Here is a 13,538-nt window from a genome sequence, read left to right on the forward strand (position 1 = left end):
CCCGCGTGCCGTGAACCACGCGGCACACCTCCGCCGGGCCGGCCCCGCCTGCTCGGCCCGGCCCGGCCCGGCGGAGGTGTGCCGCGTGGTTCACGGCACGCGGGCGATCCACTCCTGTGTCGCGAACTTGGTCCGCACCAGCTCCTCGGCCCGCTCGAGCTCCTCGGGCCGCAGCTCGGAGTCGACGGTCCGGTACCGGCTGCGGAAGTAGGCGTCGAACGCGTCCACGATCGCCTCGCGCGGCAGGCCGGTCTGCGAGCGCAGCGGGTCCACCCGCTTGGCCGCGCTGGTCGTGCCCTTGTCCGAGAGCTTCTCGCGGCCGATGCGCAGCACCTCGAGCATCTTGGCGCTGTCGATGTCGTACGCCATGGTCATGTGGTGCAGCACCGCGCCACCGGCCAGGCGCTTCTGCGCCGAGCCCGCCAGCTTGCCCGCCGGGGAGGCGACGTCGTTCATGCCGGCGAAGAACGCCTCGACGCCGACCGACTCGAGCGCACCGAGCACCCACGAGTCGAGGAACGCGTAGGACTGCTCGAACGACATGCCGTCGACGAGCGAGGCGGGCACCACGAGCGAGAACGTCACGCAGTTTCCGGCCTCCATGAACATGGCGCCACCCCCGGAGATGCGCCGCACCACGGTGACGTCGTGCTTGGCCACCCCCGCGGGGTCCACCTCGTTGGACAGCGACTGGAACGAGCCGATGAACACGGCCCGCTCGTCCCAGTCCCAGAACCGCAGCGTGGGGCCGCGCCGCCCTTCGGCGAGCTCCTCGGTGAGCACCTGGTCGAGCGCGGCCAGGGTGCGGGGCGGCAGCGGGCCGGGTCGCAGCACCTCGAAGACGTGGTCGTCCCAGGTGGTCGCGTGGCCGAGCGCCCGGCGCACGGCCACGCCCACGGCCCAGGGGTCGAAGCCGACCAGGGCTGCGGGTCCGGGCAGGGTGCCGTCGGACTCCGCCGCCTGCAGCGCCGCCTCGACCGCGCGGGCGATCTCCCCGGTGGGCGTGGTGGCCTCGAGGCCCGTGAGGGCGCGGTCGATGACGCCGAGCGCCTCGTCCGGCTCGAGGAAGAAGTCGCCCGAGAGGTGGGCGCCTACCAGGCGGCCCTCGGCCACCTCGACGTCGACGGCGACGAGCTTGCCGCCAGGAACCTTGTACTCGCCATGCACGATCCCAACCTACGTGGTAGGGGACAAAAGTGGGCAGGGAGCGCTAGTCTCGGGGCCGCGGCCAGGTGACACGTGCCAGGAGCACGTGACCTCCGGCTCCGCCCACCCGGAAAGTTGAGATGTCACGCCCCACCGGCACCCTGCCCCCTGCCGTCCGCCGCCTCGAGCCGCGCGGCGGTCACGACGGCGCGCTCGCCGTCCCCGCTCTTCGGTCTCGCGCCGCTGCGACCCATCCCAGCAAGGAACACACCCATGTCTGCTGACGTCCTCGTCCGGCTCCGCCAGGAGCTGCCCACGCTGCGCCCGGCCGAGGCGCGCATCGCGCAGGCGGTGCTCGACGACCCGCCGGGTGTCGTGTCGTCGACCATCACGGAGCTGGCCGCCCGTGCGAGCACGTCGCAGGCCACCGTGGTGCGGTTCTGCCGCGCCGTGGGCTATGCGGGCTACCCGGAGTTCCGCATCGACCTGGCGCAGGCCACCAGCCGCCGGGAGCTCGAGCTCGAGCGTTCCGGCATCACGGAGGGAGAGATCGAGGACGGCGACTCCGCCGCCGCGGTGGTCTCCAAGATCGCCTTCCACGAGGCCCGCACCATCGAGGAGACTGCCCGCCTGCTCGACGTCGAAGCGCTGGAGAAGGTCGCCGAGGCGGTCTCGTCGGCGGACCGTGTCGACGTGTTCGGCGTGGGGTCCAGCGGTCTGGCGAGCCAGGACCTCGCGCAACGGCTGATGCGGGCGGGCCTCCTCGCGACGGCGCCCGTGGACCCGCACCAGCAGCTGACGCAGGCCGCGCTGCTCGGGCCGGGCACGGTCGCCGTCGCGATCTCGCACACCGGCACCACGGTGGAGCCCTACCAGGCCCTGTCGCTGGCCCGGGAGCGGGGCGCCCTCGCCGTCGCGATCACCAACTTCCCGTCCTCGCCGCTGGCAGCGGCGGCCGACGTCGTGCTGACGACCACGGCGCGGGAGACGCGGTTCCGCCCCGGTGCCATGTCGGGGCGCATCGCTCAGCTCGCGCTGGTGGACCTCCTCTTCGTCCGGGTGGTGCAGCGGCGCCACGACTGCGCTGCGGCCGCCCTGCGTGCCACCACGGAGGCGGTGAGCCCGCGCCGGCTCGACCCGAAGGCCTGAGGTCACCTCGGCTCGACGCCCGTGTGGAGCAGCCCCCACACGTGGGCGTCGAGCATCGCCTCCCAGGCTGCCTCGATGACGTTGGGACCGACCCCCACGGTGGACCAGGTGCGCTCGCCGTCGGTGGTGACCACCAGCACCCGGGTGATCGAGTCGGTGCCGTGCTCCGAGTCGAGGATGCGGGCCTTGAAGTCGGCCAGCTCGAACCTGCCGATCTCGGGGTAGATGCGGGTCAGGGCGAGCCGCAGCGCCTGGTCGAGGGCGTTGACGGGGCCGTTGCCCTCCCCCGTGGCGACGATGCGCTCGCCGCCCGCCCGCACCTTCACGGTGGCCTCGGCGAGCGCGACGGCGTCGCGCGCTCCGGCGGTGCCAGGCGCCGTCTCGACGATGGTGCGCCAGGACTCGACCGTCAGGTAGGCGGGGCGCCGGCCAGTCAGCTCCTCGCGCAGCAGCAGCTCGAACGAGGCGTCGGCGGCGTCGTAGGTGTAGCCGGCGGCCTCGGCCTCCTTGACGCGGGCGGTGACGCGGGCGAGCAGGTCGGCCTGGCCGGAGAGGTCGAAGCCGAGCTCGCGGCCCTTGAGCTCGACCGACGCCCGCCCGGCCATGTCGGAGACGAGCATGCGCATGTCGTTGCCCACCGTCAGCGGGTCGACGTGCTGGTACAGGTCAGGGTCCACCTTGATGGCCGAGGCGTGCAGGCCGCCCTTGTGCGCGAACGCGCTCGCGCCGACGTAGGGCTGGCGCTGGAACGGGGCGATGTTGGTGATCTCGGCGATGGCGTGGGCGATCCGGGTGGCCTCGCGCAGCCCGCCGTCGGCGAGCAGCTCGCGCCCGGCCTTGAGCTCGAGGTTGGCGACGACGGCGACGAGGTCGGCGTTTCCTGTGCGCTCACCGTAGCCGTTGACCGTGCCCTGCACGTGGCTGGCACCGGCGGCCACCGCGGCGAGCGTGTTGGCCACCGCGCACCCGGTGTCGTTGTGCGCGTGCATGCCGAGGCGCGGCCCCTCCCCCAGCGTGGCGCGCAGCGCACCGACGACGTCGGTGACGCGGTCGGGCAGCATGCCGCCGTTGGTGTCGCAGAGCACCACCACCTCGGCTCCGGCGCCGAACGCCGCCTCGGCGCAGGCGGTGGCGTAGGCGGCGTCGAACCGGTACCCGTCGTAGAAGTGCTCGGCGTCGACGACGACGCGCCGCCCCTCGGTGACGAGGAGGTCGACGGTGTCGCGGATCATCGCGAGGTTCTCCTCGCGGGTGGTGCGCAGCGCCCGCTCGACGTGCCGCACGTCCGACTTGGCCACGAGGGTCACCACGGGAGCCTGGGAGTCGAGCAGCGCCCGCACCTGAGGGTCGGCCGAGGCCGCGACCCCGGGCCGGCGGGTGGCGCCGAACGCGGCGAGGACGGCGTTCTTGAGGGTCAGCTCCTCGCGTGCGCGGCGGAAGAACTCGGTGTCCTTGGGGATGGCGCCCGGCCAGCCGCCCTCGATGAACCCCACGCCCAGCTCGTCGAGGAGCGGGGCGATCGCCAGCTTGTCGGCGACCGTGAGGTTCATGCCCTCCTGCTGGGCGCCGTCGCGCAGCGTCGTGTCGTACACGTCGAAGGTCACGTCGTCCTTCTCTCTGGTGCTCGTCTCCCGGCAACAAAAAAGACCCTCCGGGTAGGGAAGGTCGGCGCGTCCGGCGGGGTGGTGCCGGACGCGCTAGGGAATGACGCGGCGCGTGTCTCGCAAGGTCACAGGGCCATGGTGCCACACGGTCCCGCTGCGTGGACAGACCGTGTCAGCACGCGGACGCGGTCGCGACCTCCTGTGCGAGCAGCCACGACCCGTGGTCGGCTGGTCGCGTCCCACGGAAGGAGACGAGCGATGAGTGACCCCCAGCGTCCTGACGACGCCGTGCCCGCCGGCCAGCAGCAGCCTCCGGCGGTACCGCCCCAGCAGGCGGCGGGCGCGCAGCCCGCCGCCTACCCGGCACCGCCGCAGGCGACCGGGCCCGCCCCGGGCCTGGGCCACCCGGCCACCGCCGGCACGGAGGACCCGCGGCTGGGGCTCGAGGTCGGGCGGTACTGGGCGGGGGCGGTCGCGACGGCGCTGGTCGCCGCGCTCATCGGCCTGGCCGCGGGGTTCGTGCTCGGCGACGTCGCGGGCCAGGAGCTGGTCTCTCCGCCGTTCGGCGGGTCCGACCTCGTCGCGTGGGGCGTGACCGGCGGCCTGGCCGCCCTGGTCGCCGCGCTCCTCCTGCACCTGCTCGTGGCCTCGACGCCGCGGCCGGCGTCGTTCTTCGGCTGGGTGGTCGCTCTCGCGACCATCATCCTGGCCGCCCTGCCGTTCGCGGGTGGCACGGACGTGCTGCCCGCGGTGCTGACCGCGATCGTGTGGATCATCCTGGGCCTGGCCGTGTGGTCGCTGCTCACGGGCGTGCTGGCCCGCACCCTGGTACGCCGCCCCGGCGCCTAGTCGTCCCGCCCCGGCGCCCAGACCCCCTGAGCCGGAGGGCGGAGGGCGGCGGCGTTCGCGGACGAGGTCCGCGAACGCCGCCGCCCTCACGCGAGCCGCCGCATCCAGCCGTGCCGGTCCGCCGCGCGCCCGTACTGGATGTCGGTCAGCTCGGCGCGGATCGCCATGGTGAGCTCTCCGGGCTGGCCGTCACCGACGGTCGAGTCGAACGTGTCGCCGGCGAGGCGCCCCACGGGGGTGACGACGGCGGCGGTGCCGCAGGCGAACGCCTCGGTGACGCGCCCCGAGGCGAGGCCCTCGACCACCTCGGTGAGCGGGATGCGCCGCTCGACCACCTCGCGGCCGCGGTCGGCGGCCAGCCGCAGGATCGAGGAGCGGGTGACGCCCTCGAGGATGCTGCCGGTGAGCTCGGGGGTGTGCACCGACCCGTCGTCCATGACGAGGAAGACGTTCATGCCGCCGAGCTCCTCGAGGTAGGTGTTGGTCGCCCCGTCGAGGAAGCACACCTGGTCGAAGCCCTTGGCGGCGGCCTGCGACTGCGGCAGCAGGCTGGCCGCGTAGTTGCCGCCGAACTTCGCGGAGCCGGTGCCGCCGGGCCCGGCGCGGTGGTACTCGGAGTCCACCCAGATGGACACGGGCTTGACGCCGCCGGCGAAGTAGGCGCCCGACGGCGAGGCGATGACGAGGAACTCGACCTCGTCGGCGGGGCGCACGCCGAGGAACGCCTCGGAGGCGAACATGAAGGGGCGCAGGTAGAGGCTCGAGTCCTCCGCCGTGGGCACCCACTCGGAGTCGACGCGCACGAGGGCGGCGCAGGCGGCGACGAAGTCGTCGACGGGCAGGGCGGGCAGCGCCATGCGGTGGGCCGAGCGGGCCAAGCGGGCAGCGTTCTCCTCGGGCCGGAAGGTCCACACGCTGCCGTCGGCGTGCGCGTAGGCCTTCATGCCCTCGAAGATCTCCTGCGCGTAGTGGAGCACCGCGGTGGCGGGGTCGAGCTGGAGCGGGCCGTACTTCTCGACGCGGCGGTGGATCCACCCCTCCTCGCGACGCCACGAGATGCGGGCCATGTGGTCGGAGAAGACGGTGCCGAACCGCGGCCGGGCGATCTTCTCGGCACGCTCGGCGGGCGGTGTGGGGGTGTCCGTCGGGGTGACGGTGAACAGCGAGACGATCTCCTCGATGCCCCCGGGGAGGATCGTGCTCGACGCAGGGTTGCTCGTGGTGCTCGACATGGTTGCGAAGGGCCTTTCACGTGTGGACCCCTGCAGTCTTCCACGCCCGTGTTTCCGGCGTGGTCGCCCGCAGCGGCCCTCGGCTGGAGGGGCTGGGGACGACGGCCGGACCGGCCGCTCTCGGCGGCGCGCCCGTGTGGTCTGTGCAGTCTGTGCAGTCAGTGCAGGCGCGCGGCGAGCTCGCGGCCGATCTCGGCCGTCGAGCGTACTCGCGCCGGGCCCGTGGAGCGCTCCGCGAGGTCCGCCTCCACCGCGGCCTCGACCCGGCGCGCGGCGTCGGTGTGGCCGAGGTGGTCGAGCAGGAGGGCCACGGAGAGCACGGTGGCCGTGGGGTCGGCCTTGCCCTGCCCGGCGATGTCGGGGGCCGAGCCGTGGACGGGCTCGAACATCGACGGCGCGGTGCGGTCGGGGTTGACGTTGCCCGACGCCGCCAGGCCGATGCCGCCGGTGATGGCGGCCGCCTGGTCCGTGAGGATGTCACCGAAGAGGTTGTCGGTGACGATCACGTCGAACCGCGACGGGTCCGTGGTGAGGAAGATGGTGGCGGCGTCGACGTGCAGGTAGTCGGTGGTCACGTCGGGGAACTCGGCGTTGACGGCCTCGACGGTGCGGCGCCACAGGTGCCCGGCGTGCACGAGGACGTTGTGCTTGTGCACGAGGGTCAGGTGCTTGCGGGGGCGGGCGGCGGCCTTGGCGAACGCGTAGCGCACGACGCGCTCGACGCCGTAGGCGGTGTTGACGGAGACCTCGGTGGCGATCTCGTGCGGCGTGCCGGTCCGGACGGAACCACCGTTGCCGACGTAGGGCCCCTCGGTGCCCTCGCGCACGACGACGAAGTCGACCTCGCCCGGGTCGGCGAGCGGGCTGCGGACGCCGGGGAACAGCCGGGCGGGGCGCAGGTTCACGTAGTGGTCGAGCGCGAAGCGCAGGCGCAGGAGCAGGCCGCGCTCGAGCACGCCGGAGGGCACGGAGGGGTCGCCGACGGCGCCGAGCAGGATCGCGTCGTGGCCGCGGAGGGCGGCGAGGTCGGCGTCGGTGAGGGTCTCGCCGGTGGCGTGGTAGCGGCGCGCGCCGAGGTCGTAGTCCGTGGTCGTGACCTTGACGCCGGTGCCGGCCAGCGCGGCGTCGAGCACGGCGAGGCCCTGCTCGACGACCTCGGTGCCGATGCCGTCTCCGGCCACCACGGCCAGGTCGATGCTCTGCGCCTGCTCGCTGCCCTGCGTCATGCCCCTGAGCCTAGGCCGAGGGTGCCAGGATGCGGGACAGGCGTCTCACCATCCGGGCGGCCCGCCGGTCACGGGGCCCGGTAGAGCAGCTCGAACCTCTCGCACACCACGGGCATGTCCCGGGAGAACTCTCGCCCCGCCGGCATGTTGCGCCGCCAGTAGCGCTCGTGCCCCTCGCGCCAGGACGCCAGGGTGCGGTCCCCCTCCCCCTCCGAGCGCGCGAACTCCTCGTCGACCTCGTCGAAGGGCACGACCCGCACCTCGGTGGTGCGCACGAGCGCCCGCGGCTCCCCCGCGCCGTCGAGCAGGATCGACAGGTCGCCCTCAGCGGGCATGGGCTCCTGGCCGCCGTCGTACTCCCACACGAGCGAGGCCGTGCCGGTCTTCGTACCCTCCAGGACCAGCCCCAGGAGCTCGTCCGCGAGCTCGGGCGAGTCGCCGAACGACCACGCGGGCGGGGCCATCGCCTCGCCCCACGCCGGGCCGGTCACGGCCACCACACGGCCCAGGCCGGCGCGCCCGCGCGCCGACTCCCAGAACCGCTGCACGCGCTCGGCACGCTCCAGGTCCTCGGCGCTCGGCTCCGGGAGGTCGTCGGGCAGCCCGTCGGCAAGGTCCGGCGGGACGGGAGCCGCCGCACCGTCTGCGAGCTCGGCGGGCAGGTCGTCGGGCAGGTCGCGTGCGTCGCTCATGACCCCATCCAACCAGCGGACCGGCTGCTCGGCCGGTCGGCGCGCACGACGACGGCCCGGCGCCCACCAGGGGCACCGGGCCGTCGTGCGGGGGCGTCAGCGCGCGGCCGAGCCCTCGACGTAGTCGGAGTCGCTGGGCTTGACCCAGGCGAACAGCTTGCGCAGCTCGCGGCCCACCGGCTCGATCGGGTGGTTCTGGCCCTTCTCGCGCAGCTCCTTGAACTCGGGCGCGCCCGCGTCCTGGTCGTTGATGAAGCGCTCGGCGAAGGCACCCGACTGGATGTCGCCCAGCACGGCCTTCATGTTCTCCTTCACGCGGGCGTCGATCACGCGCGGCCCGGACACGTAGTCGCCGTACTCGGCGGTGTCGGAGACCGACCAGCGCTGCTTGGTGATGCCGCCCTCGTAGATGAGGTCGACGATCAGCTTGAGCTCGTGCAGCACCTCGAAGTAGGCGACCTCGGGCTGGTAGCCGGCCTCGGTCAGCGTCTCGAAGCCGTACTGGATGAGCTGGGAGACGCCGCCGCACAGGACGGCCTGCTCGCCGAACAGGTCGGTCTCGGTCTCCTCGGTGAAGGTGGTCTTGATGCCGGCTGCACGCAGGCCGCCGATGGCCTTGGCGTACGACAGCGCCAGGTCCCACGCCTTGCCCGAGGCGTCCGTCTCGACGGCCACGATCACGGGCACGCCACGGCCGTCGGCGTACTCGCGACGCACCAGGTGGCCCGGGCCCTTGGGGGCGACCATGACGACGTCGTGGCCCGCGGCGGGCTCGATGTAGCCGAAGCGGATGTTGAAGCCGTGCCCGAAGACGAGCGCGGCGCCGTCCTGCAGGTTCGGGGCGATCTCCTCGCGGTAGATGTGCCGCTGCACCTGGTCCGGCGCGAGGATCACGACGACGTCGGCCTCCTTGACGGCGTCGGCCACGGACAGCACGCGCAGGCCCTCGTTCTCGGCCTTCTCGCGCGAGGCGGAGCCCTCGCGCAGGCCCACGCGGACGTCGACGCCGGAGTCGCGCAGGTTCAGGGCGTGCGCGTGCCCCTGGCTGCCGTAGCCCACGACGGCGACCTTGCGCTGCTGGATCACGGACAGGTCGGCGTCGTCGTCGTAGAAAAGCTCAGCCACGGTGGTGCTCCCTAAAGCGGTTGTCGGTTGCAGGGGGTCAGGCGGTCCGGACGCGCTCGAGCGCCCGGTCGGTGATGGACCGTGACCCGCGCCCGATGGCGAGGGTCCCGGACTTGACGATCTCGCGCACACCGTACGGCTCGAGCGCCGCCACCAGGGCGTCCAGCTTGGCGTCGGTGCCGATGGCCTCGACCACCACGGTGTCGGGCACGACGTCGACGACGTGCGCGCGGAACAGGTTCACGACCTCGAGCACGCCCGAGCGGGTGGACGCGTCGGCGCGCACCTTGACCAGCAGCAGCTGCCGCTGGACGGACGACTCGGCGTCGAGCTCGACGATCTTGAGCACGTGCACCAGCTTGTTGAGCTGCTTGGTGACCTGCTCCAGGGGCAGCTCGTCGACGTCGACCACCACGGTGATGCGCGAGATGTCCTCGTGCTCCGTGGGGCCCACCGCGAGCGAGTGGATGTTGAAGGCGCGGCGTGCGAACAGCGCGGCGACACGGGTCAGGACGCCCGGCTTGTTCTCCACCAGCACGGACAGCGTGTGACGGGACATGCTCACCTCACTCCTCTCGGTCCCAGGCGGGCGAGATCCCGCGGGCGTACTGGATGTCGTCATTGCTCACGCCGGCGGCGACCATCGGCCACACCATCGCGTCGCGCGAGACGGTGAGGTCCACGACCACGGGGCGGTCGTCGATCTCGTTGGCCCGCCGCAGCGCGTCGTCCACCTCGGACTCGTGCTCCACCCGGATGCCCACGCACCCGTAGGCGTCGGCGAGCTTGACGAAGTCGGGCACCCGCTGGGTGCCGTGGCCCGTGTGCAGGTCCGTGTTGGAGTAGCGCGAGTCGTAGAACAGGGTCTGCCACTGGCGCACCATGCCCAGCGAGCTGTTGTTGACGAGCGCCACCTTGATGGGGATCTCGTTGATGACGCAGGTCGCCAGCTCCTGGTTGGTCATCTGGAAGCAGCCGTCGCCGTCCACGGCCCACACGGTGGCGTCGGGGCGGCCCACCTTGGCCCCCATCGCGGCGGGCACGGCGTAGCCCATGGTGCCCAGGCCGCCGGAGTTGATCCACGTGCGCGGCTGCTCGTACCGGATGAACTGGGCGGCCCACATCTGGTGCTGGCCCACGCCGGACACGTAGACGGCGTCCGAGCCGGCGATCTCCCCGAGCCGCGAGATGACGTGCTGGGGTGCCAGCAGGCCATCGGCGGTGGGCGTGTAGCCGAGCGGGTACGTCTCGCGCCAGGTGTCGATCTGGTGCCACCAGGCCGCGAGGTCGGGCAGGCCGTTCTTGGCGTGCTCGGCCTCCAGGGCCGGCACCAGCTCGGCGACGACCTCGCGCAGGTCGCCCACGATGGGCACGTCGACCTCGCGGTTCTTGCCGATCTCGGCCGGGTCGATGTCGGCGTGGACGATGGCGGCGTGCGGGGCGAAGCTCGAGAGCTTCCCGGTGACGCGGTCGTCGAACCGGGCGCCGAGCGCCACGATGAGGTCGGCCTTCTGCAGCGCAGCGACGGCCGGGACGGTGCCGTGCATGCCGGGCATGCCCAGGTGCTGCGGGTGGGAGTCGGGCACGGCCCCGCGGGCCATGAGCGTGGTCACCACGGCGGCGCCGGAGACGTCGACCAGGCGGCGCACGCCCTCCCACGCCCCGGCCCGGATCACGCCGCCGCCCACGTACAGCACGGGCCGGCGAGCGGTCGCCAGGAGGCGGGCCGCCTCGCGGACCTGCTTGCCGTGCGGCCTGGTGACGGGGTGGTAGCCGGGCAGGTGCGGCTCGGTGGGCCACTCGAACGTGGTGGGCGACTGCAGGGCCGACTTGGCGATGTCGACGAGCACCGGGCCGGGCCGGCCGGTGGAGGCGATGTGGAAGGCCTCGGCGATGGTGCGCGGGATCTCGGCCGGGTCGGTCACCAGATAGGAGTGCTTGGTGATCGGCATGGTGATGCCGACGATGTCGGCCTCCTGGAACGCGTCCGTGCCGATCGCGGCCGCCCCGACCTGACCCGTGATCGCGACCATCGGGATCGAGTCCATGTTGGCGTCGGCGATCGGGGTGACCAGGTTGGTGGCTCCCGGGCCGCTGGTGGCCATGGTGACGCCCACCTTGCCGGTGGCGTGCGCGTAGCCGGACGCCGCGTGGCCCCCGCCCTGCTCGTGGCGCACCAGGATGTGGCGCAGCCGCTCACTGTCCATGAGCGGGTCGTAGGCGGGCAGGATGGCGCCCCCGGGGATGCCGAAGACGACCTCGGCCCCGACCTCCTCGAGCGAGCGGACGACCGACTGCGCACCGGTCATCTCTTCGCGCACGGGGGCGGCGGACGCCCTCGCGGCCGGCGCGACGGAGCCGCTGCGGGCGGCGACCTGTGCGGGGCTCGGGTGCGGCTGGGCCATCGGACTCTCCTGCCGTCGGTTCTACGAGTGGTACGGGGGCAAACGAAAACCCCCCGGTCCCTGGGCGGTGCCCGGGACGATCGAGGGGTGAGCGCGCTGACGAAGCCGGTACGGAGTACGGCGGCCTCAGCCGGCGCGCCCGGGAAGTACTACGAGGAGGATCGTCTGCACGTGACGCACGTTACGCCGCCCCGGCGAGCGGTGTCACGCCACACGCGGGACGTCTCACATGACGAGATAGACGACCGCAGCGTGGGACGCGCTCGTGGGCACGCCGTCACACCTCCAGCGGCGGCTCTTGCCACGTGCACACCGCCGCCTCGTTGCCCTCCGGGTCCGCCAGCACCCACCAGCTCGGCGCCCACCGGTCCGTCACCAGGTGGCCGCCCGCCGCCAGCGCCGCCTCCACCCGCTCCTGCGCGACGTCGTCCGGCACGAACACGTCCAGGTGCAGCCGGTTGTGCTCGGTGCGCGGGCTGTCCCCGCGCGGGAACCACACGTCCAGCCCCCGCCCCCGCGGGTCCACGAGGCTCGGGGCCGCCTCCTCCTCCCGCACGGCCTCCTCGCCGGGGCGCTCGTCGTAGCCCAGCAGGGCACGCCAGAACGGCTGGACCCTCCCACCGGCGAGAGCGTCGACGCCCAGCTGGGTCTGCTGGACCCCGGACGGGTCGGCCTCGACCCCCATGCCGGCCGCCGCCGCCGAGATGCGCCGGGCCAGCTCGACGTCCCGTGCCGACAGCCCCCCGACCTCGTGCGACCCGAGCCGCACCGTGACCGTGCCGCCCCTCAGGTCGACGTCCGGGTGGCGGCCCAGCTCGTCCGCCACCTCGGCGATCCTCGCCACCAGGCGCGCGCCGGCCTGGAAGGTGCCCGTCCGGAACAAGGCGTACGCGGGGCCCAGCGAGCGCCAGTCCCCGGTGCCGTCCGCCCCCTGGAACTGTTCGGGAGTGATGCGGTCGTCCATGTCTCCACCCTCGCGCGGGTGGAGGGCGCACGCCTCTCGGCGCAGGTCAGCGCCCTGCCGAGGGGCAGGGGGTCGGCACGGAGCGGAACGTTCCACCCCCGCGGGCCTCGACGCCGCACCCGGTCCCCGCCAGGCTCGGGTGGTCACCAGAACGAGGAGCTGAGCCATGGTCGAGGGTTTCCGCGGCGCCGACGTCGCCGCCCTGCGGGCGCAGGCGGCCGCGCTGCACCAGGCCGCCGAGGCGCTCGTGGCGTGCGCCGCGCGGGTGGGCGCCGGGCTGCAGGCGCTCACCTGGCAGGGTCAGGACGCCGAGCGCGCCCGGCAGGGGTGGCGCCAGGAGCACGTCCCGGTGCTGCTGCGGTGCGTCGAGGCGCTGGACGAGGCGACGCTGCGGCTGCTGGACGACGCCGACGAGCAGGAGGCGGTGAGCGCCGCGGCAGGCAGCGGCCCCGCGACAGCGGCGGCCGGCGGGGCTGGCGGGCCGGGCGGGACGGGCGGCCCGGACGCCGCCGCGCTGCGCCAGGCGGTGGACCGCACCCATGCCGTGGTGGCCGACTTCCTCGACCGGTACGACCCTGTCGCGACGGCGACCGGCGCCGCGGCCGTGGCGCACGCCGCCGCCCGGTGGGACCTGAGCGGCGCCTCGTACCGCACGCTCGACCAGGCGTTCGGGATCGTCTCCGAGGCCCACGTCGGCCCCGCGGTGGGCCGGGTCACGGGGGCGCTCGGCACCGCCGGCGTCCTCACGGACGCCTACGGCGCCTACCGGAGCCACACCGGCGGGGACCTGCACGGCGCTGTCGACAACGGCGTCTCGGCGGTGCTGGGGGCGGTGGGCCACGTACCCGGGCTGAACCTGGCCGGCTTTGCCCTCGGCGTCTCCTGGGACGTCGGCACCTGGGCCGGCACCCAGGTCGACGAGGCGATGGCGGGCACCAGGTTCGGCGACCGCTTCGCGTCCCGCATGGACGCCACCTTCGACGCCGTGGGGTTCGCGGGCGTCCTGGCCACCCCGGCGGCGCTCGGCCAGACCGCCGTCGAGGAGGTCGCGCTCCAGGCGCGCGACCTGTGGCGGGGGCTCGGCGGTCACGGGACCCTCGACGCGCCGCGCCGCTAGTCTCGTGCCCGACAGGGCCCGCAGCGCCG

Annotated in this window: 12 protein-coding genes; 3 read left to right on the forward strand and 9 right to left on the reverse strand. The window is 73.6% G+C overall.

Features of this window, described 5'->3' with window-relative positions:
- Positions 1-90 precede the first annotated feature (90 nt).
- Positions 91-1,167: a lipoate-protein ligase small subunit gene (lplB, locus tag DNL40_RS15790; RefSeq protein ID WP_111252225.1), complete on the reverse strand. Its 1,077-nt coding sequence runs from the start codon at positions 1,165-1,167 to the stop codon at positions 91-93.
- Positions 1,168-1,419: 252 nt separating this feature from the next.
- Here lplB and DNL40_RS15795 point away from each other — a divergent pair, with 252 nt between their 5' ends.
- Positions 1,420-2,295: a MurR/RpiR family transcriptional regulator gene (locus tag DNL40_RS15795; RefSeq protein ID WP_111252226.1), complete on the forward strand. Its 876-nt coding sequence runs from the start codon at positions 1,420-1,422 to the stop codon at positions 2,293-2,295.
- A 2-nt stretch (positions 2,296-2,297) separates the two neighbouring features.
- On the opposite strand, the gene cimA is transcribed toward DNL40_RS15795, so the two are convergent.
- Complete coding sequence (cimA, locus tag DNL40_RS15800; protein WP_111252227.1) at positions 2,298-3,899, reverse strand: citramalate synthase; 1,602 nt, start codon at positions 3,897-3,899, stop codon at positions 2,298-2,300.
- A gap of 258 nt (positions 3,900-4,157) precedes the next feature.
- Here cimA and DNL40_RS15805 point away from each other — a divergent pair, with 258 nt between their 5' ends.
- A complete protein-coding gene (locus tag DNL40_RS15805) occupies positions 4,158-4,748 on the forward strand; it encodes a hypothetical protein (RefSeq protein WP_111252228.1) in 591 nt (196 codons plus the stop codon).
- Between the two features lie 86 nt (positions 4,749-4,834).
- On the opposite strand, the gene DNL40_RS15810 is transcribed toward DNL40_RS15805, so the two are convergent.
- The 7 genes from DNL40_RS15810 to DNL40_RS15840 form a co-directional block, all read right to left on the reverse strand.
- The gene (locus DNL40_RS15810) at positions 4,835-5,980 is read right to left on the reverse strand and encodes a branched-chain amino acid aminotransferase (protein WP_111252229.1); all 1,146 of its coding nucleotides are present in this window, start codon (positions 5,978-5,980) and stop codon (positions 4,835-4,837) included.
- A 158-nt stretch (positions 5,981-6,138) separates the two neighbouring features.
- A complete protein-coding gene (locus DNL40_RS15815; protein ID WP_111252230.1) occupies positions 6,139-7,206 on the reverse strand; it encodes a 3-isopropylmalate dehydrogenase in 1,068 nt (355 codons plus the stop codon).
- Between the two features lie 68 nt (positions 7,207-7,274).
- On the reverse strand, positions 7,275-7,898 hold the full coding sequence (locus DNL40_RS15820) for an ASCH domain-containing protein (protein ID WP_111252231.1): 624 nt from the start codon (positions 7,896-7,898) through the stop codon (positions 7,275-7,277).
- A gap of 96 nt (positions 7,899-7,994) precedes the next feature.
- Positions 7,995-9,023 carry a ketol-acid reductoisomerase gene (gene ilvC / locus DNL40_RS15825; protein WP_111252232.1) on the reverse strand — a complete coding sequence of 343 codons (1,029 nt, stop codon included), beginning with the start codon at positions 9,021-9,023 and terminating at the stop codon, positions 7,995-7,997.
- A 37-nt stretch (positions 9,024-9,060) separates the two neighbouring features.
- Positions 9,061-9,582: an acetolactate synthase small subunit gene (ilvN, locus tag DNL40_RS15830; RefSeq protein WP_111252233.1), complete on the reverse strand. Its 522-nt coding sequence runs from the start codon at positions 9,580-9,582 to the stop codon at positions 9,061-9,063.
- 7 nt (positions 9,583-9,589) lie between these two features.
- The gene (locus tag DNL40_RS15835) at positions 9,590-11,428 is read right to left on the reverse strand and encodes an acetolactate synthase large subunit (protein WP_111252234.1); all 1,839 of its coding nucleotides are present in this window, start codon (positions 11,426-11,428) and stop codon (positions 9,590-9,592) included.
- A 277-nt stretch (positions 11,429-11,705) separates the two neighbouring features.
- Positions 11,706-12,392, reverse strand: coding sequence for a VOC family protein (locus DNL40_RS15840; protein ID WP_111252235.1), 687 nt, complete (start codon positions 12,390-12,392; stop codon positions 11,706-11,708).
- Positions 12,393-12,558: 166 nt separating this feature from the next.
- On the opposite strand from DNL40_RS15840, the gene DNL40_RS15845 reads away from it, so the two are divergent.
- Complete coding sequence (locus tag DNL40_RS15845; RefSeq protein ID WP_111252236.1) at positions 12,559-13,509, forward strand: hypothetical protein; 951 nt, start codon at positions 12,559-12,561, stop codon at positions 13,507-13,509.
- Positions 13,510-13,538 lie beyond the last annotated feature (29 nt).

The organism is Xylanimonas oleitrophica, from assembly GCF_003244315.1.
Lineage (GTDB): Bacteria > Actinomycetota > Actinomycetes > Actinomycetales > Cellulomonadaceae > Xylanimonas_A > Xylanimonas_A oleitrophica.